Below are 18,246 nucleotides of genomic sequence, written 5' to 3'. Positions count from 1 at the left end.
ACCTCCTCGGCGGGCACGGCGTCAGCCTACTTCGCGGCCCGCGTACCGACCGGAGCCGACGCGGCGATGGCGGCGAACTGCTCGACGGTCAGTGACTCCCCCCGGGCGCCGGGGTCGACGCCGGCCGCGGTGAGCGCGGCGGCGGCCCGGTCCGGGCCGCCGGCCCAGCCGGCCAGCGCGGCGCGCAGCGTCTTGCGTCGCTGCGCGAACGCCGCGTCGACCACGGCGAAGACCTGCTCCCGGGGTACGTCGGCTCGGGGTGGTTCGCGGCAGGTGAACGCGACGAGGCCGGAGTCGACGTTGGGCACCGGCCAGAACACGTTCGGGGGCACCCGACCGGCACCGCGGGCCTGGGCGTACCAGGCGAGCTTGACCGACGGAATGCCGTACACCTTGGAGCCGGGACCGGCGACGAGCCGGTCGGCGACCTCCTTCTGCACCATCACCAGACCGTGGCGCAGAGTGGGCAGCACCGCGAGCAGGTGCAGCACCACGGGCACGGCCACGTTGTAGGGCAGGTTCGCCACCAGCGCGGTCGGCGGCGGGTCCGCCAGCTCGGCGGCGTCGATGCGCAGCGCGTCGGCGCGGTGCACGGTGAGCCGGCCAGCATCGGCGCCGGCATGCCGCGCGGCGGTCTCCGGCAGCGCCCCGGCGAGCACCGGGTCGATCTCCACGGCGTGAACGTGCCCGGCGACCGGCAGCAGCCCCAGGGTCAGCGAGCCGAGCCCGGGCCCGACCTCCAGGGCCACATCGTCGGGGGTCAGGCCAGCGGCGTTGACGATCCGACGCACGGTGTTCGGGTCGTGCACGAAGTTCTGGCCCAGCTTCTTGGTGGGCGCGACGCCCAGCCGGGCGGCGAGTTCCCGGATCTCCGCCGGGCCGAGGAGACCGGTCATGCCTGGCAGCGTAGCGGCGGCGTCGGGGTCGACCGTCGGGCCGGGCTCACCACGGGCCGAAGGCCCGGTCGCCGGTGGCGGAAATGGCCGCGCACAACTCGTCCAGGTCGCTGCCGGTGGTCGCGGCAAGCGCACGTACGGTGATCGGGATCAGGTACGAGGCGTTCGGCTGGCCACGGTGCGGCGTCGGGGTGAGGTACGGGGCGTCGGTCTCCACCAGGATCTGATCCACCGGAGTGAGTGCGGCGGCCTCACGCAACGCGGTGGCGTTGCCGAAGGTGACGGTGCCGGCGAAGCTGAGCAGGAAGCCGCGGCGGACGCACTCGCGGGCGAAGTCCGCGTCACCGGAGAAGCAGTGCAGCACCACCCGGTCGGGAGCGCCCTCGTCGTCGAGGATCCGCAGCACGTCCGCGTGCGCGTCCCGGTCGTGGATGACCAGCGCCTTGCCGTACCGCTTCGCGATGGCGATGTGCGCCCGGAAACTCTCCTCCTGCGCGGCACGCCCCTCGTCCCCGGTCCGGAAGAAGTCCATTCCGGTCTCGCCGATCCCCCGGACCCGGTCGCGGGCGGCGAGTGACTCGATCTCCCGCAGCGCCTCGTCGAGATCGCTCAGCCGGGGCGCCTCGTTGGGGTGCAGCGCCACGGTGGCCAGCACTGCCGGGTACTTGTCGGCAGTGTCCGCACTCCACTGCGAGGAGGCGACGTCCACCCCCACCTGGACCAGCCGGTCCACGCCGACCTTGCTGGCCAACGCGATCGCCACGGCAACCGGGTCGTCGGCCGACCCGCCGCCGGGCACACCGGCCTCGCTGACCGTGATGTCCAGGTGGGTATGGCTGTCCAGCACCGGCCGGGGCAGCGGCTCGGGGGCGGGCGGAAACTCTCCGGCCCGCCGGGCGGCACGCTCTCGGCGGGATTCAGTCGGCTCGCTCATCAGCCACAGCATCACACATCGGGCCTGTCCATCTGCCCGCCACCCGACGTTCACCCCGGCTACGCCGCGCGACTCTACCGTCGCCCTCGAGCGAGCGCAGCGAACGAACCGGCAGGCACAGCAGCGTGCCGGCCCCCATCCCACCGAGCAGAGGGAGGTGACGGCATGAGCGTCACCCCCCAGGTCGGCGGCACCGCTGGCGAACGGACCGGGCTGCACGTGGCGTTCGGCGGCGGCGTCTACCCAGCCGAGGAGATCGCCCGAGGCGCCGCGTACGAGCTGTTCAGCGCCGACGAGGTGGCCGGCTTCGAGTGGGCGCCCCGACCGGGCAGCGCCCTGCCGTGGCGCCGGTTCGTGCACGTCACCGAGGTGACCGCGGTGCACGGGGCGACGGAACCGGCCGACGAGCCGGAGACGCCGCTGATGATGCCCGCGCACCGCGAGCGGGGTTGGGCGTACCTGCACCAGCTCAGCCAGCAGCCGGCCGCAGCGGGTGACCCGACGCTGGCGGTGGCACGCGCGTCGGCGGTGGTCCGGCGGGGCACCCGGATGGTGAAGATGCTCTCCGCCCAGCAGCTCGCCGGATACGTGCGGGGCTGGCTGCCGCACGGCTTCTGCTACCGCGAGCATGATGTGGCGCATCTGCGTACGCCGGCGACGACGACGGTGCTGCGCACCGACGGTGAGGTCGGCCGGGACGGCTCGGATGTGGCCTACGCGTTGCGCTGGCGGGCGTCCGACCCGGGCGACTACGACGTGCCGGTGGGCGAGGCACACCGGGGCCTGACCGCGCTCGCATCCCGGGACCGGCTCGGTGCGCCGGTGCTGGGCACGGGCTTCGTGCCGAGCAACGGTCAGCTCGTCCCGGAGTTCATCACCCGGGACTTCGCCGATTTGCCGATGCCCGCGAACGCCTCCCTGATCGCCTACCCGGCGGAGGGGGTGGAGGTGGTGCTCTACACCTACCAGGCCGAGCAGCGCGGGTGGCTGCGGATGGTTGGCCCGCAGTGGCGGCACCTGCTGACCGCAGTGCCAGGCATCTCCCCGGACCAGGAGTACGTGCCGAACTCGGACGCGCCGCGCTCCACTCAACTGGTCGGCATGTACGGCGAGAACGAGTACGAAGCGGTGGCCGACCTGCCCGGCGGGTTCCGGGTGCTGGCGATGACCCGGGCGGCCCGTTACCCGGTGGACGCTGTGGCCCGCCGGGTCCGGTTCGCCCAGTGGCGGGGCGTGCCCTGCCTGGTGCTGCGGGAAGAGGCCGGTTGGCTGCGGATGCGCCTGCGCTATCCGAACCCGGACTCGGTCGTCACGACCGGTGCGCAGTGCCACGAACGTGGCGTCTACGAGGCCTGGGCACCGAGTGCCGAGGTGACCGACGACCAGGTGATGGACACCCGGTACGCGATGTGACGTCGCGCGGCGGTAGGGCTTGCCTACCGCCGCGCGCGTCGTGCGTTCAGTCGGCCAGTCGGGCCAGCTCCTCGTCGACGATCGACGGGTCGAGCTTGCGGAACACCGGCTTCGGCACTCCCAGCGGCCGGCCCGCCTCCAGCGACACCGACTCCCAGCGCGCGCCGACGGTGTAGTCCCCGGTGAGGATCGGGTACGTCGGACCGCCGTCCAGGTCGTCGACCTGCTCGATGACCGGCATCGGCGCGTGCACGCCGGTGCCGCCGAGCAGCTCGTGCACCTGCTGGGCGGAGTGCGGCAGGAACGGGGTGAGCAGCGTGTTGGCGTCGCTGATCACCTGGAGGGCGACGTGCAGGATGGTGCCCATCCGAGGCTTGTCCGCCTCGTCCTTGAGCTTCCACGGTGCCTGCTCGGAGAGGTACTTGTTGGCCTCGGCGACCACCTTCATGGCCTCGCCGATGGCCTGCTTCTGCCGGTGCCGGCCGATCAGGTCACCGACTACTGCGAAGCCGGCCCGGGCGGTGGCGAGCAGCGCCTCGTCGGCGTCGGTGAGCCCGGCCGGGTCGACCGGTGGGATCGCCCCGAAGTTCTTCGCCGCCATCGAGACGGACCGGTTGACCAGGTTGCCCCAGCCGGCGACCAGCTCGTCGTTGTTGCGGCGAAGGAACTCGGCCCAGGTGAAGTCGGTGTCGTTGCTCTCCGGGCCAGCGGCGGCGATGAAGTAGCGCAGCGCGTCGGCGTCGTAGCGCTCCAGGAAGTCGCGGACGTAGATGACCACCTTGCGGGACGAGGAGAACTTGCGCCCCTCCATGGTCAGGTATTCGCTGGAGACCACCTCGGTGGGCAGGTTCAGCCGACCCAGCTCGCCCGGCTCACCGTCGCGGGAGCCCTCCCCGGAATATCCGGAGAGCAACGCCGGCCAGATCACCGAGTGGAAGACGATGTTGTCCTTGCCCATGAAGTAGTAGGACTGGCTGTCCTTACCCGCCCCGTCGGTGGACCACCACTTCCGCCACGCCTCCGGATCGCCCGAGCGGCGGGCCCACTCGATCGAGGCGGACAGGTAGCCGATCACCGCGTCGAACCAGACGTAGATCCGCTTGTCCGGTCGGTCGCGCCAGCCCTCCAACGGGATCGGCACGCCCCACTCCAGGTCGCGGGTGATCGCCCGGGGCTGGAGGTCGTCGAGCAGGTTGCGGGAGAACCGCAGCACGTTGGGTCGCCACCCGTCCCGGGTGTCCAGCCATTGCCGCAGCACCTCGGCCAGGGCGGGCAGGTCCAGGAAGAAGTGCTCCGTCTCGATGAACTTCGGGGTTTCCCCGTTGATCCGCGACTTCGGGTCGATCAGGTCGATCGGGTCGAGCTGGTTGCCGCAGTTGTCGCACTGGTCGCCGCGGGCACTGTCGTACCCGCAGATCGGGCAGGTGCCCTCGATGTAGCGGTCGGGCAGGGTGCGCCCGGTGGACGGGGAGATGGCGCCCATGGTGGTCTTCGGCACGATGTAACCGTTGCGGTACATCCCCTCGAACAGTTCCTGCACCACCGCGTAGTGGTTGCGGGTGGTGGTGCGGGTGAACAGGTCGTAGGAGAGGCCGAGACCGTGCAGGTCCTCGACGATCACCCTGTTGTACCGGTCGGCCAGCTCGCGCGGGGTCACCCCGTCAGCGTCGGCCTGCACCTGGATCGGGGTGCCGTGCTCGTCGGTGCCGGACACCATGAGCACGTCGTGGCCGGCCATCCGCATGTACCGGGCGAAGACGTCGGAGGGAACGCCGAAACCGGAGACGTGGCCGATGTGGCGGGGGCCGTTGGCGTACGGCCAGGCCACTGCCGCGAGAACGTGACTCATGAGCAGCAAGCCTAGTGACCCGCCCGGGGCGTCCGCGAACCAATGGGGGGTGCGGGGCAGGCGGACCGGTCCGACCGCCCCGCCCGTTGGTCCGATTTGTCGCCGACACGCGGCTCAGCTGCCCATTCCGCCTCCTCGTCCGGTGTGCAATGAACCTCGTGACTGGCAGACGAGCGGCACGGGACCACGAGGACCGTCCCAGCGGGCCGGCGGTCGGCGACGACCCCGGCCCCGAGCCCGCTGCGCCCCGCAGTGCCGGGGTGGCCCCCCAGCCCCGGCTGGTGCCCGGCATCGACCCGGGTCCAGCACAGCGGCCGAGTCCCACCCCACGGCCGAGCCCCGACCCACGACCGAGCCCCGACCCACGACCGAGCAACCACCCCGGGCCGGACGCCGCTCGGCCGGAGGAAGAGCCGGCCGCGGCATCGGGACGGGCAGCCGGCTGGGCCCCCGCCGTCGGGCGGCCCAGCGGGGAGGCCGTCGAGGTGGAGCCGACCACCGGGGCCCCGGTGGACGCGGTGCCGAGTCGGGTGCCTGTCCGACAGCAGAGCCGCCGACACTCCGAGAGTCGGCCCGCCGGTGACACGCCGGACGACGACAGCGCCTTCTGGGCACCGATCGAACAGGTGCACTGGGACGGCACCCCGGTCCGGGAGGACCCCTCGCCGGAGCGGGACCGCAGCTTCCGGTGGCCGGGGCGCCGGTCACCGAGCCGTACGGCCCCACCGCCGGATCCGCTGCCCGGGCTCGCCGCGCTGGTAGTGCTGAGCCTGGTCGCGGCCTTCTTCGCCTGGGTCAGCGCCGGCCCGTTCTGGCTCGCGGTCGGGCATGCCCGGGTGGGCACGGTGGTGATCGACGACTGCACCGGCGGTGGGCTCACCCAGCGGTGCCGGGGGATCTTCACGGCGGAGGACGGGCGGTTCATCGCGCACGGGGTGAAGGTCAGCGGTGTGCCCGCCGGAGGGGACGTGGCCGGTGCACGGCTGACGGCCCGGATGACCGGCCCGGACAGCGGCACCGCGTACGCGGACGCCGGGCTGGGCCGACACCTGCGCTGGCTGCCCGGTCTGCTGGTGGTGCTGGGCTGCACCGCCGGCATCGTCCGGTGGACCGGGTCGGCCCGGCTGCCCGGTCGCCGGCACCGTCGCTGGGCCGTGGCCGCCGCCATCGCCGGCCCGGTGCTGATCACCGTCGGCTTCCTGGCCGCCGCCTGGTGAACCCGCCGGCCGACGGGCACAGGCCCTATTTTGGCTGCCCGACATGCCGATGTGCTGTTGAGCGATATACCTCAGAGGTATGAATATGACTCTGAGGTATATCGCTCGCTACCGCATCCGCCCCCACTCGGGGTGACCGCCGGCCGCGGGCCGCGCCCACCGCTCCGGCCAGGGTGCGGAACTACTCGGCTGGGAGCGCCGGTCAGCTGTGCACGATCGTGTAGACGTCCCGGCGGCGCAGCGCGTACTCGGTGGCGACGTCGCTGATGGCGTCCCGGCGGGACCGGCCGGCGGCCTCCCGCTCGGCGACCGCCGCGCGAAGGGTCTCGTCGTCGGGGCGTTCCGGGGCGGTCACCGGCGCGCCGGCCACGACGAGGGTGATCTCTCCGCGTGGGTTCGCCTCGGCGGCCCACCGGGCCAACTCGCCGAGGGGGCGGCGGAGCACCTCTTCGTAGGTCTTGGTGAGCTCGCGACAGAGGGCGGCCGGCCGGTCCGCGCCGAACGTGTCGGCCAGGTCGGTGAGCGCCGCACCGATCCGGTGCGGGGCCTCGAAGAAGACCAGGGTGCGTTCCTCGGCGGCGAGCGCGCGCAGCCGGGATCGGCGGGCACCGGGGGTGCGGGGCAGGAAGCCTTCGAAGCAGAACCGGTCGCAGGGCAGCCCGGAGACAGCCAGCGCGGTGGTGACCGCACTCGGCCCGGGGGCGACGGTGACCGGCGCCCCGACATCCAACGCGGCCCGGACCAGCCGGTAGCCGGGGTCGGAGACGCTCGGCATCCCGCCGTCGGTGACCAGCGCCACCACGTACCCGCCGAGGATGACCTCGACCAGTTCGGGGGTGCGCCGCTCCTCGTTGCCCTCGAAGTAGGAGACGATCCGGCCGCCGACGGTGATGTCGAGATCGCGGGCCAGCCGGGTGAGCCGGCGGGTGTCCTCGGCCGCGACCACGTCGGCGCTGGTCAGCACCTCCCGGAAACGGGCCGAGGCGTCGGCCGGGTTGCCGAGCGGGGCACCGAGCAGGACCAGGCGCCCAACTTCGGACATTTCACCCACGAATTCGTCTCCTTCATCGACAGTGCATACCGGTATCAGGGACGACGGGCGCCACCGGGCACCTTGGCAGCCTACGATCGCCGGGTGACGAGTGCGTCGACAGCGCAGAGCCCAAGCGCCGATCCTGCCAAGACGGTCGAGGTGACGGGCGCGCCCAGCCCCGACCAGGAGCCGATCGCACCGCCCGCCGGTGGCGGCGGTGCGCCCGCCCTGGTCCGGCGACGGTTCGCCACCGTCGACACCCAACTGGACCGCTTCTCCTGGCTGGCCACGGCAGTGGTGGTGGCCATCGCGGCGATTCTGCGCTTCGTCGGGCTGTCCAGCCCGAAGGGCAAGATCTTCGACGAGACGTACTACGCCAAGGACGCCTACGGGCTGATCAGCCGGGGCGTCGAGTGGAACTACAAGGACAACGTCCCGTCGTACGTGGTGCACCCGCCGCTGGGCAAGTGGTTGATCGGCCTCGGCGAGTGGGCCTTCGGCTATCAGGACGCCGACTCGAAGGTCTCCGTCCCCGGTCACCTGATCACCACGGCGCCGGAGTTCGGCTGGCGGTTCTCGGCGGCCGTGGTCGGCACCCTGTCGGTGTTGCTGCTGGTCCGCATCGGTCGGCGGATGTTCCGCTCGACGGTGCTCGGCTGCGCCGCCGGCCTGCTGCTCGCCTTGGACGGCTTCCACCTGGTGCTGTCCCGCGCGGCGCTGCTCGACATCTTCCTGCTGTTCTTCGTGCTGGCCGCGTTCGGCGCGTTGGTGCTCGATCGGGACTCCCGCCGCCGCCGCTGGGCGCGGGCGCTGGACGACGGGCTCGACCCGAGCCAGCCGGGGCGTGCTGGCCGGCCGCCGACCGGTTGGCGCACCTGGCCGTGGTGGCGATTGGCGGCCGGGGTGCTGATCGGCTGCGCCTGCGCGGTCAAGTGGAGCGCACTCTATTTCGTGCCGGCCTTCGCACTGCTGGTGCTCCTCTGGGAGGTCGGCGTCCGCCGCTCGGCGGGGGTCCGCCGGCCCTGGCGGGACACGCTGCTCGACGAGTTGCCCTGGCTGGTGCTCGCCGGCGTGCTGATGGTGGGCACCTATCTCGCCACCTGGTCGGGCTGGCTGATCACCGACGACGGCTACTACCGGCTCGCGTCGTCTCCCCACTATGCGAGCGCCCACCTCAGTGATCGCCCGGTGATCGGCCCGCTGATCAACCTCTTCGAGTACCACCGGGCGGCGTACGGCTTCCACGCGCAGCTCGACGACGCACACAAATACCAGTCGTGGCCGTGGCAGTGGTTGCTGCTTGGCCGGCCGGTGGCGTTCCACTGGTCCGGCGACGGCGGCTGCGGCGCGCCGACCTGCGCCTCCGAGATCCTGCTGCTGGGCACCCCACTGCTCTGGTGGTCGTTCCTGCCCGCCCTGGCAGCGCTGGCCTGGCTGGGCTTGGCCCGTCGGGACTGGCGGGCCGGCGCGATCCTGCTCAGCGTGGCCGCCGGGCTGCTGCCGTGGTTCTGGTTCGCCCTCCAGAGCCGGACGATGTTCTCGTTCTATGCCGCCCCGGCGGTGCCCTTCCTGGTGCTGGCCGTCGTGTACGTGCTGGGGGCGATGATCGCGCCCGCCGGGGGTGACGTGGGCGAGGTGGCGCCGTTGCTGCCGGGTGACCCGAGTTACGAACGCCGACTGGTGGGCAGCATCGCGGCTGGGGCGTACGTGCTGTTGGTGGGAATTTGCTTCGCGTACTTCTATCCGATCTTCGTCGGCAAGGTGATCCCCTACTCGGATTGGCTGTCCCGGATGTGGCTCGACGGTCGGTGGATATAAGCACCGACAGGCGACGCGCCGCATAGCGCGACGGAAAAGGGCCCGCACGCGTGAAGCGTGCGGGCCCTTTTGACAAAGACGCGCGCCCCGATCGCCTGCCACGGGGGAAGCGGGCGATTGGGGCGCGCATGAAGAGCTTAACCACCGCACACCACCGGCACAACGGGTCGACTTAAGTCAGATTTCCGACCGATGACGGCCGGGCCAATGTTTGCCGTCAAGCAGTTGACCGAGGGTGACCCGGCGTGGACCCAGAGCGCGAAAATGGCCGGTCAGAGGCGGTCCCCGGCCCGGCCTGAGGCGCCAGGGCTGACATCCGGACCTACCCAATTGATCATCCAAAGTGGATCTCACTACACTGCGGGCCGTGATCAACTTCAGACGATCGGCGGCTGTCCTTTTCGGACTGCTGGCGACCACCGCGCTGGCCGGGCCGGTCCCCGCGCAGGCCGACGAGGAGCCGATGCCCGAGCCTCCCCGGGTTGAGCTGGTGCTTGACGTCAGCGGCTCGATGGGCGCCGCCGACATCGACGGACGCAGCCGGATCTCAGTTGCCCAGCAGGCCTTCAACGAGGTGGTGGACGCCCTACCGGAGGAGACCCAGCTCGGCATCCGGGTGCTCGGCGCGACCTACCGCGGCAAGGACAAGAAGGTCGGCTGCCAGGACACGCAGCAGATCGTGCCGGTCGGTCCGGTGGACCGGCCCGCGGCCAAGGCCGCCGTGGCGACGCTGCGGCCGACCGGGTTCACACCGGTCGGCCTCGCACTGCGCTCCGCCGCACAGGACCTGGGCACCGGGGCCACCACCCGACGAATCGTGCTGATCACCGACGGCGAGGACACCTGCGCCCCACCGGACCCGTGCGAGGTGGCCCGGGAGTTGGCCGCGCAGGGCACGAGCCTGGTCGTCGACACCCTCGGCCTGGCCCCCGACGAGAAGGTCCGCCGGCAGCTGCTCTGCATCGCCAGCGCGACCGGCGGCACCTACACTGCCGCGCAGAGCGCCGAGGAGCTGACCGACCGGATCAAGCAGCTCGTCGAGCGGGCCGGCGACACGCACACCCGGGCCCCGACCGTGGTCGGCGGTGCGAACGCCTGTGCTTCGGCGCCACTGCTCGCCTCCGGCGTGTACGCCGACCGGGAGTCGTTCTCCGAGCACCGCTACTACCGGGTGCCGGTACGCCCCGGGCAGGAACTTCGGGCGTCGGTGAGCATGGCGCTGGACCGAGCAGTGAACCTGGACTACGGAGTGCTGCTGCGAGCCACCGCAGCGGACGGTCGAGAACTGGTCCGAGGCGCGGACGCCGGTAGCGGACGGGCCGACGTGCTCTCCGCCGGGCTGCGCTGGTCGGCCACCGCCGACGATGAGGATGCCGCAGAAGTCGAGGAAACCTCCGCAGCGGTCGTCGAGCCCACCACCGTCTGCCTGGTGGTGAGCAACTCGTTCGCTCCCCGCCCCGGCACCGCGGCGACCCCGGGCATGCCGGTGGAGCTGACCATCGACGTGGTTGCCGCCGCGCCCGCACCGGACGGACCGGACCTCGGCCGGGGCTGGGTGCTGCTCGCCCTGCTCACCGTTGCCGGGCTGATCACCGGTCTACTCGCCGGCCTGCTCACCCGCTGGTGGGTCGCCACCTGGAGGGAGAACTGATGCGTACCGCACTGTTCCGGTCGCTGGCGGCGTTGCTCGCCGCCATCGGGGCCGCACTGCTCCCTGCCGCGGCCGTCGCCGCCCCAAGCCCCTCCCCCGGAGCCACGCCCGTGAACCGGGCCGGCACGTCGTTCCTCACCGCCACCCCGATCTCCGCCGGGCAACCGGTGCGGGTGGATGCCTCGATCGGCGACCACCTCTACTGGTCGTTCCCGGCGACGGCCGGTCAGGTGCATGAGATCAATGCGACCGTCACCTTCCCGAAGGGGCGCAGCGGCGCCTCCACCTGGACGGTCGACGTCTTCGACGGGTTGCGCCGGCGCCAGGCGTGCACTGCGGGCGCGCAGACGCCCACCGTGGACGCGAAGGCGACGAGCGTGGCTCTGGGCTGCACGCTGCGCGAGGTACGGCCGTGGGCGGAGCCCTGGTCGGCTGATCCGCTGCCCGGCACGTACGTCATCCGGCTCTCCGTTGTCGACCTGCCGGAGCCGGATCTGGGTGCGCCGATCGACGTGGACCTGCTGGTCGGCACCATCACCGACCGGGGCGCCTCGGCTGACGACGGCGAGTTGGCCGCACCGCTGGTGCCCAACACCAAGGCGGGCACGGTGCTCAAGGCCGTACCCCCGGTGGACCCGGAGACCGACGACGAGAGCGACCCGCTCGCGGACTGGTTGCCGGATCTCGGCTCGCGCTGGGTCTGGACCAGCATCGGCGGCGTGCTCGCCGCTGTGGCCGGCGTGACCGGCTTCGCTGTGACCCGGCGGCCCCGGCGCCGCTGAACCCGTCCGGCCCCGCTGGTGGCCCCGCACGGCGGGGCCACCAGCGCTTCAGCTGCGCCGGGGGCCGCGCGGCAACCAGCCGATGAACCGGTCCTGGAGCGACATCACCGGGGCGGCGCGCAGATCCTCCGTGGCGGCGGCGAGGCAGGAGCCCAGGTAGACGCTGAGCATCGCCCGGTCGCCCCCGTACTCGGCGAGCAGCCGGCTGCGTTTCGTCGCGCACGGCCACTCGTCACCGCAGGAGCCGCAGCTCCAGCAGGGAGTTTTCGGGGCGTGATCATCAGCCAGCACCTCCGGCCGTTCCGGACCATCGGTCATCGCACGTCCTTCCAGATGTCCACGGGATTGGCCGGCATTCGTGCCCGGCCAGTATTCGATGGTGGTCCCCCCGGAGCCATCAGGGAGAGCGATACGCGGCCCTCTGGTGTTACATCTTTGCGGTACCTTCTCCGGTTGTGAGAGTCGGAAAGTTGACGATTGGCCCGATGCTCCATTCCTACCAATCGGTAGGCCGAAACGATGCGTGATCTGCTGCCGTCGACAGTCGCGGTGGCGGTCGCCGGGCCGGCCGACTGGGCAGGCGAATTACTCCCCTCCGAGCAGGCGTGCCTCGGCGAACAGGCCGCGCTGACCCGTCGGCGAGACTTCACCGCCGGGAGGGTCTGCGCCCGCCGCGCCATGACCGATCTCGGCCTGCCACCGACCGCCGTGCCGGCGGCCGCCGACCGCGCGCCAGTCTGGCCGGCGGGAGTGGTCGGTGCCATTACCCACACCACCGGCTATTGTGCCGCCGCAGCGGCGCGCAACACCGACATCCGGTCCGTCGGCATGGACGCCGAGCAGCACCGCGAGGTCAGTCCAGGAGTACGCAGAGCCGTGCTGCTGCCCGAGGAGGAGGCCAGCTGCGCGCGGTTGCCCAGCGGCACCTGCTGGCCGATCGTGGTGTTCAGCGCCAAAGAGACCGTCTACAAGGTTTGGTATCCGATCGTCGGGAGCCGGTTGGACTTCCACCACGCTCGGCTCGATCTTGACCCGGACTCGGGCACGTTCACTGCTCTGATCGAGCCGTCCCGGGTGGACGCAGCGGAGGTCGACGACCCGCCGGCATCGATGAGCGGTCGCTTCGTGGTCGCCGGCGGGCTGGTCCGCACCGCCGCCGTGCTTCCCCTGCGCTGACCAACCCCAGTCACTCAGGGCGACGGGTAGGCCACGGTCCATTATGGAGACACGTCTGGCACTGGACGGCGTCCAGGCTGGCCGGACCAGCGCACGTCGCCGATGGTGGGACGCGATCCGGAGCGGCGACTGGCCGGTCGGCCACTCACGGTAGCGTCGACGAAGTTCCCGAACCGCACGTACCGAGGCGTCAAGGAGTACGGTGACCCAACCCCAGCCCGCCGTCAGGCCGCAAGTTCGCCAGCAGTCGAGCCCGGAGCCGCCGAACCACCCGTTCACGGCGACACCGCAGCCGCCGTTCTCGGGCGCCGCGTACCCGGCTGCCAGCGGTGCGCACCCGGATGCTGGCGGCGGATACGCGGTGACTCGTGTGTCGGGCTATCCGCTCATCGCACCACCGGCGGCGCAGACGAATGCCTCCAAGAGGACAGTCGTGATTGTCGCGGTCACCGCGGCCGTGCTCACCCTGCTCTGCAGCGCGGGCGGCATCGTGGCGCTCGTCATTGGCGCCCACCACGCCGGCGGCACCATTTCCAACGCGATCGAGACCACCGGCCCCTGGAAGCCGTGAGACAGCGTTGTAGGGCCGACTCCGCCGGGCCGGCCCCACAGCGGGAGTAAGGGCGAGCACCGTTACGCGGTGCTCGCCCTTACCTGCACGGGTCCGAGGTCAGCAGCCCGTCCAGCGCACCGGGGTGACACGCTCAGCGTTGCGGAATCCGACGATGGTGCCCGTGTCGGAGATGACCCGGGCACCGATGCCCACCCCGACGCCGCCGCCGGGCAACTCCCGGGAGCTGGCACCGCGCGCGACCCGGTCGCCGCCCACGACGACGCCCTTGGCGTTGACATCGTCCAGCACACTCAACCGCCGGTCGATCGACGTGTACGAGCCGTCCCGGAGATCCCACCGCACCTTGACCGGGTTGCTACCGCCCAGTGAGACGTTGCCGATCGCCCAGTGCCCCGCCGCCGCGTTGACCAAGGTCGCCTGAGCACCCGGGACCGTGAGTGGCTTGATCCGGCCGTCCGGCCGACGGACCCAGCCGGTCCAGTATCCGAAGTCCCCGGCCATACCGACGATGGTCCCGTTATCCGTGATCCCGCTCGGCGTGGCGTTGGCCGGGACGTCGAGCACCTCGACCGTGCCCGGCCGGGCGGCCGGCCAGCGCAGCACGAAGAACTCATTGGTTTCCACGTCCGTGCCTTGGCCGACGATGTCGCCGGCCTTGTTGATGGCGGTGACGCCAACACCGGTGAAGGATGGCAACACCGGCAGCTGCTCGATCCGGCCGTCGCGGTACCGCCACGGCTGACCAAGGCCGCTCTCGGCCCAGCCGTTGCCGATCACGACGCCGTCCTCGTTGATGTCGGAGGGTTCCGCCATGCTCGGGGCCTCGACCTCGGTGAGCCGATCCCCGTCCCAGAAGAGCAGCAGGTACTGGTTGCCGGTCTCCTCGATCCGCAGCGCGGTGCCGGCGGCGAAGCGGCCAGTCGGGTCGATGGCGTACGCATCGGCACGGTAGGTGTCGGCCGGGTACGGCAGCGTGCTGATCGTGCAGGTGCCGAGGGCCGGCCTGCCGGTCGCGGCGGTCGCCGGTGCGGCGACGGCGACGCCGAGAGAGGTGGCCAGCAGTCCGGCGGCGGCGGTGCCCGCGAGCATCCTGCGTCGAGCGGTGTGCGTCATCTTCTCTCCCCGTGTATGCCCGGGTACTCCCGGTCTTCGATTGATACCGGTGTCACTGTTGAACAGGCTCCGGGGTTGCGATGTGTCGGGGAGACGACAGAAACCGGTTCCGCAGGGCTACCGTGCCCACGCCTGCTTGGCGGCGACGACCGGTCGGCCGGTGCGTACCGATTCTTCGATGGCGAGGCTGATCAGATGGTCCTGACAGGCCTCGGCGAGGGGGTACGGCGCCGGGCCCTCCTCCCGTGCCCACGCGCCGGTGCGGGCGAGGATGTCGGCCACCGCGATGTCGTCGTCGGACATTCCACTGCCGACGAACGGATTGCGATAGACGACGTTGCCGTCGAAGCTGATGTGCTTCAGGTCGAGCCCCTCCAGGTTCAGGTCGTGACCGGTCTGCCGTCGCGCCAGGGACGACTCCACCGGTGTGGTCGGGTCGACCAGGCGGACGACGGAGTCGTCGACCAGCTCACCGAGCGAGCCCCGCACCACCAGCCGGCGGGCGCGCAGCGGGTTCCACCACTGGTTGTCGGTGAAGTCGTACAACCCCATCCGCCCGTCGAAGTCGATGGTCGCGAGGGTGGTGGTGAGCTGCTGCGGGGTGCCGTCGCCACTCCAGCCGGCGGGTGACAGCGGGTTGGCCAGCGGCGCGACGAAGGCCCGCGCGCTGACCTCCGCGGCGTCGAACCCGACGCCGAGCAGGCCACGGATCAGCGAGACCGCGTGGTAGAGGTGTGTCGAGGAGATCTGGACCGAGGTCGGCTCGCCGAGCACCCCGGCGCGGACCAGCGCCAGACGGGCCGCGTGCCCCGGCATCAGCAGGTACTGCTCGGCGACCTGCACCAGACCGCTGCCCCCGACGTCGGCCCAGAGCGAGCGCAGCCCCTCCAGGTCGGGGGCGGGTGGCGTTTCGGCGAGCACCGGCATTCCGGCCGCGACCAGCTCGCGGGTCGCATCGGGTGTCACGGGCCAGGGCACCGACACGATGACGAAGTCCGGTCGCTCGTGGGCGAGTAGTTCGGCCGTCGTGCGGAAGGTCCGCACGCCCCATTCGGCCGCCACCACGCCACCCCGCGATTCGGTACGCGTCACCACCCCGGTCACCCCGAACCGCTCCGGCAGAAGCCGGGCCAGGCGTAGGAAGAACTCCCCCCGCCAACCACTGCCGACGATGCCGAACCGGGTCTGTGCCGTCGTTGTCATCTGGGCTCCTCAGGTCGGGATCCGGATGCTAACCGCCCGACGCGCCGCCCGCGTCTCGCCCGCCTGCGACGGCGTGCGCAGCCATCGCCGGCGCTCTATCCACTTTGTACGTTGTGTCGCTGTGGACTGTCGTGGCCACCGATCCATGCGGTAATTGACCGACAGCAACGATCGGGCAATCGCCCGCGGCTGTCTCGTCTCTTGAGAGAGGAACGGGATGCAAGGAACCTGGCGTAAGGCGGCTCTCGCAGCCGCCCTGTCGATCACGGGAGTTCTGGGTGGGCTGGCCATCGCGGCACCCGCGCAGGCGCAGACCGTGGAGTCCGGTTCGGTCTCCTTCGGCGGCGACCCCGGCGACTACATCACCGGTGGAGATTCATACTCCTACTCCACCGAGAACGGCGATCAACTCACGACGAACGGCTCGGCCGACAACAGCTACGTGTCGGTCAGCATCAGCGGTTACAACGGCGACTGGTGGACGGTGGACTTCGACGCTCCGGGCAGTGCGGCGTTGGCTCCGGGCACCTACAAGGGTGCGACCCGACACCCGTTCAATGGCGCTGGTCCCGGTCTTGACCTGTCCGGCAACGGGCGGGGCTGCAACACGCTGACCGGCACCTTCACCGTCATCAACGCGGTGTTCGGTCCCAACGGCTACGTGCAGACCTTCGACGCCACCTTTGAGCAGCACTGTGAAGGTTGGGAAGCCGCCGCGCGCGGCGAGGTGCACATCTCCAACCCGGCGCCGCCGGATCCGCTGGACCTCGAACTCGCCGTGGCGACCGACGGTATCGCCAACCGGATCAACGGCAACGCGGTCCTGCACGGCACGGTGACCTGCAACCAGCCCACCTCGGTGTCGCTGGAGGGTGCAGTCACCCAGATCGTCAGGAAGGTGCTGGTCCGCGGCAACTTCTCAACCCAGGTGAGCTGCACGCCGGGCAGCGCGACGCAGTGGACGGCCACCGCCGTCCCGACCGGCACGACCCCGTTCGGCAAGGGCAAGGCCGAGGCCATCACTCGGGCCACCGGCCACGACGTCGAGTACGACGAGTACGTCACCGTCAGCAACACCTCGATCGTGACGCTGACCAGGTCCTGACGCGTTGAAGCCGGGCGGCCGGACACACGTTCGGCCGCCCGGCCGCGAACCGTTACGGTGGCCGGGTCCGCGATGGAGGCACGACTGAGGATGTCGCCGATGGCTGCCAACCCCCTGCGCGTTGTGCCTCGTGCGTCGGTCGTCGAGGCGATCGAGCCACCGTCTTCACTGGACTACTACCTGGTCCTGCCCCGGCGCGACGACCGCGACCAGACCACTGCGGTGGAGGGCATCGTCGTCGAGGAATTCAGCCGCCACCACGACTACTCCACGACGGGCCTGGACAGCGCGGGTTGGACGCCGGATTCCGGCTGGTGGAGTTCCGCCTCGCTGAGCCGTGCCATCCGCACCGATCCGGAGACGGTGGCAAGGGTGGTCCCCACCTCTCGCCCCGAGGCCGAGAGCGTCTACCGCACGCTCGGGGGTGGGCAACTGCCCGACGACTCGGTGCTGCGTACGTACTTTCTCGACCACCAACCGATCGCGAACGTCCCGCCGCTGCGGCTCGGCCCCGCGCAGCCCCCGGCCGGCTTCCACGAACGGCGCGTGTACCGCGCCCTCTTCGCCAAGGATCTCCGCGCCGAGCAGGTGACGAGTCTCCGGGCGCTCTGGCGCACGCCGGTTGGCGGCGCGAGCACATCAGCCGCGAACGGTCACCTCGAGAAGGACGGCGACCAGTTCGCCTGGGATCTGCGACGGGTTGGCCACACACTCGCTTGGTGTCTCGACGTGACCGCCCTGCTGAGCACTGCCACCGCCGACGCGGTGGGCTCGACCCTGCTTGACCTGACGAGCGTCATGCGACAGCACGGCTTGATACCGGTGACGACCGAACGGTTCTCCTAGCTGTCCCGCAGCACGTCGGCACCGACAGCAAGACCGAAAAGGCCGCCTCCGACGTACGGAAACGGCCTTTGATCTGGGGTGGAGCTGAGGGGATTTGAACCCCTGACCCCCTCGATGCGAACGAGGTGCGCTACCAGTCTGCGCCACAGCCCCCCACCGGCGAACCGGCTTCGGTCCCACCCGGCTTACACCGGGCGGGCCGGCAGCAAGGCTAACAGGTCGCCGGCCCCCACCGCGAATCCGCCCCCGGCGCGCCACCCGAGCCCAACCGAAGATCCACTTGGCTGCCCCGGAAATCGGGGCATCCCGGACGCCCCGACACCTCACCTTCCACGAACCCGAGTTGATCAACGTGCCCACCGCCCCACCCGGCGCTGATCGGCCTACCCGCCACCCCCGCCTGGCGTTGATCGACTCCATATCGCCGACCTGGCGGCATCCACCGTCCGGGACACCCCCACATCGGCGACCTGGAGTGGATCAACCCGCCGAGGCCCCGAAAACGCGCCAACCCAGCGCCCGCCGCGCTTCACGCCCCCACCTGGCGCCGATCAACCAACCCGCCACCCCCGCCTGGCGTTGATCGACTCCATATCGCCGACCTGGCGGCATCCACCGTCCGGGACACCCCCACAT

General features: G+C 71.1%; 16 protein-coding genes and 1 tRNA gene. 9 read left to right on the top strand and 8 right to left on the bottom strand.

The features are described 5' to 3' along the window. Positions 1-26 precede the first annotated feature (26 nt). Both rsmA and ACLQ28_RS08310 read right to left on the bottom strand, forming a co-directional pair. Positions 27-896, bottom strand: a complete 870-nt coding sequence (rsmA, locus tag ACLQ28_RS08315) for a 16S rRNA (adenine(1518)-N(6)/adenine(1519)-N(6))-dimethyltransferase RsmA (protein ID WP_425685602.1) — start codon at positions 894-896, stop codon at positions 27-29. 46 nt (positions 897-942) lie between these two features. Continuing rightward, on the bottom strand, positions 943-1,842 hold the full coding sequence (locus ACLQ28_RS08310; protein WP_425685819.1) for a TatD family hydrolase: 900 nt from the start codon (positions 1,840-1,842) through the stop codon (positions 943-945). A gap of 153 nt (positions 1,843-1,995) precedes the next feature. Here ACLQ28_RS08310 and ACLQ28_RS08305 point away from each other — a divergent pair, with 153 nt between their 5' ends. Further along, positions 1,996-3,243, top strand: a complete 1,248-nt coding sequence (locus ACLQ28_RS08305) for a hypothetical protein (RefSeq protein WP_425685601.1) — start codon at positions 1,996-1,998, stop codon at positions 3,241-3,243. Between the two features lie 46 nt (positions 3,244-3,289). On the opposite strand, the gene metG is transcribed toward ACLQ28_RS08305, so the two are convergent. Continuing rightward, on the bottom strand, positions 3,290-5,092 hold the full coding sequence (gene metG / locus ACLQ28_RS08300; RefSeq protein WP_425685600.1) for a methionine--tRNA ligase: 1,803 nt from the start codon (positions 5,090-5,092) through the stop codon (positions 3,290-3,292). A gap of 149 nt (positions 5,093-5,241) precedes the next feature. On the opposite strand from metG, the gene ACLQ28_RS08295 reads away from it, so the two are divergent. Next, complete coding sequence (locus tag ACLQ28_RS08295; protein WP_425685599.1) at positions 5,242-6,309, top strand: hypothetical protein; 1,068 nt, start codon at positions 5,242-5,244, stop codon at positions 6,307-6,309. A 202-nt stretch (positions 6,310-6,511) separates the two neighbouring features. On the opposite strand, the gene rsmI is transcribed toward ACLQ28_RS08295, so the two are convergent. Next, positions 6,512-7,351, bottom strand: coding sequence for a 16S rRNA (cytidine(1402)-2'-O)-methyltransferase (gene rsmI, locus ACLQ28_RS08290; protein ID WP_425685818.1), 840 nt, complete (start codon positions 7,349-7,351; stop codon positions 6,512-6,514). A gap of 93 nt (positions 7,352-7,444) precedes the next feature. On the opposite strand from rsmI, the gene ACLQ28_RS08285 reads away from it, so the two are divergent. From ACLQ28_RS08285 to ACLQ28_RS08275, 3 genes are all read left to right on the top strand, one after another. Beyond that, entirely contained in the window at positions 7,445-9,160 is a 1,716-nt protein-coding gene (locus ACLQ28_RS08285) for a dolichyl-phosphate-mannose--protein mannosyltransferase (RefSeq protein WP_425685598.1), read from the top strand. 367 nt (positions 9,161-9,527) lie between these two features. Beyond that, positions 9,528-10,811, top strand: coding sequence for a VWA domain-containing protein (locus tag ACLQ28_RS08280; protein ID WP_425685597.1), 1,284 nt, complete (start codon positions 9,528-9,530; stop codon positions 10,809-10,811). Further along, complete coding sequence (locus tag ACLQ28_RS08275) at positions 10,811-11,593, top strand: peptidase (RefSeq protein WP_425685596.1); 783 nt, start codon at positions 10,811-10,813, stop codon at positions 11,591-11,593. Before ACLQ28_RS08280 ends, ACLQ28_RS08275 begins: the two co-directional genes overlap by 1 nt. Positions 11,594-11,641: 48 nt before the next feature. Here the strand turns inward: ACLQ28_RS08275 and ACLQ28_RS08270 are convergent, their stop codons facing one another. Further along, on the bottom strand, positions 11,642-11,911 hold the full coding sequence (locus ACLQ28_RS08270) for a hypothetical protein (RefSeq protein ID WP_425685595.1): 270 nt from the start codon (positions 11,909-11,911) through the stop codon (positions 11,642-11,644). Positions 11,912-12,112: 201 nt separating this feature from the next. Between ACLQ28_RS08270 and ACLQ28_RS08265 the strand changes: the two genes are divergently transcribed. Further along, the gene (locus ACLQ28_RS08265; RefSeq protein WP_425685594.1) at positions 12,113-12,769 is read left to right on the top strand and encodes a 4'-phosphopantetheinyl transferase family protein; all 657 of its coding nucleotides are present in this window, start codon (positions 12,113-12,115) and stop codon (positions 12,767-12,769) included. Positions 12,770-12,971: 202 nt separating this feature from the next. Further along, positions 12,972-13,340, top strand: coding sequence for a hypothetical protein (locus tag ACLQ28_RS08260; RefSeq protein ID WP_425685593.1), 369 nt, complete (start codon positions 12,972-12,974; stop codon positions 13,338-13,340). Between the two features lie 99 nt (positions 13,341-13,439). Here ACLQ28_RS08260 and ACLQ28_RS08255 read toward each other — a convergent pair whose 3' ends face one another. Continuing rightward, a complete protein-coding gene (locus ACLQ28_RS08255) occupies positions 13,440-14,456 on the bottom strand; it encodes a hypothetical protein (protein WP_425685592.1) in 1,017 nt (338 codons plus the stop codon). Between the two features lie 117 nt (positions 14,457-14,573). Then, complete coding sequence (locus tag ACLQ28_RS08250) at positions 14,574-15,659, bottom strand: Gfo/Idh/MocA family protein (protein ID WP_425685591.1); 1,086 nt, start codon at positions 15,657-15,659, stop codon at positions 14,574-14,576. A gap of 217 nt (positions 15,660-15,876) precedes the next feature. Here ACLQ28_RS08250 and ACLQ28_RS08245 point away from each other — a divergent pair, with 217 nt between their 5' ends. Further along, positions 15,877-16,764 (top strand): hypothetical protein, encoded by an 888-nt coding sequence (locus ACLQ28_RS08245; RefSeq protein WP_425685590.1) that lies wholly within the window; start codon positions 15,877-15,879, stop codon positions 16,762-16,764. Between the two features lie 99 nt (positions 16,765-16,863). Continuing rightward, positions 16,864-17,610, top strand: a complete 747-nt coding sequence (locus tag ACLQ28_RS08240) for a hypothetical protein (RefSeq protein ID WP_425685589.1) — start codon at positions 16,864-16,866, stop codon at positions 17,608-17,610. A gap of 79 nt (positions 17,611-17,689) precedes the next feature. On the opposite strand, the gene ACLQ28_RS08235 is transcribed toward ACLQ28_RS08240, so the two are convergent. Then, a tRNA-Ala gene (locus ACLQ28_RS08235) sits at positions 17,690-17,763 on the bottom strand. Positions 17,764-18,246: the final 483 nt, after the last annotated feature.

This window comes from Micromonospora sp. DT201 (assembly GCF_049841575.1).
Lineage (GTDB): Bacteria > Actinomycetota > Actinomycetes > Mycobacteriales > Micromonosporaceae > Micromonospora.
Note: the sequence above shows the minus strand (reverse complement) of the source record. Positions and strands in the feature narration are given on the sequence as shown.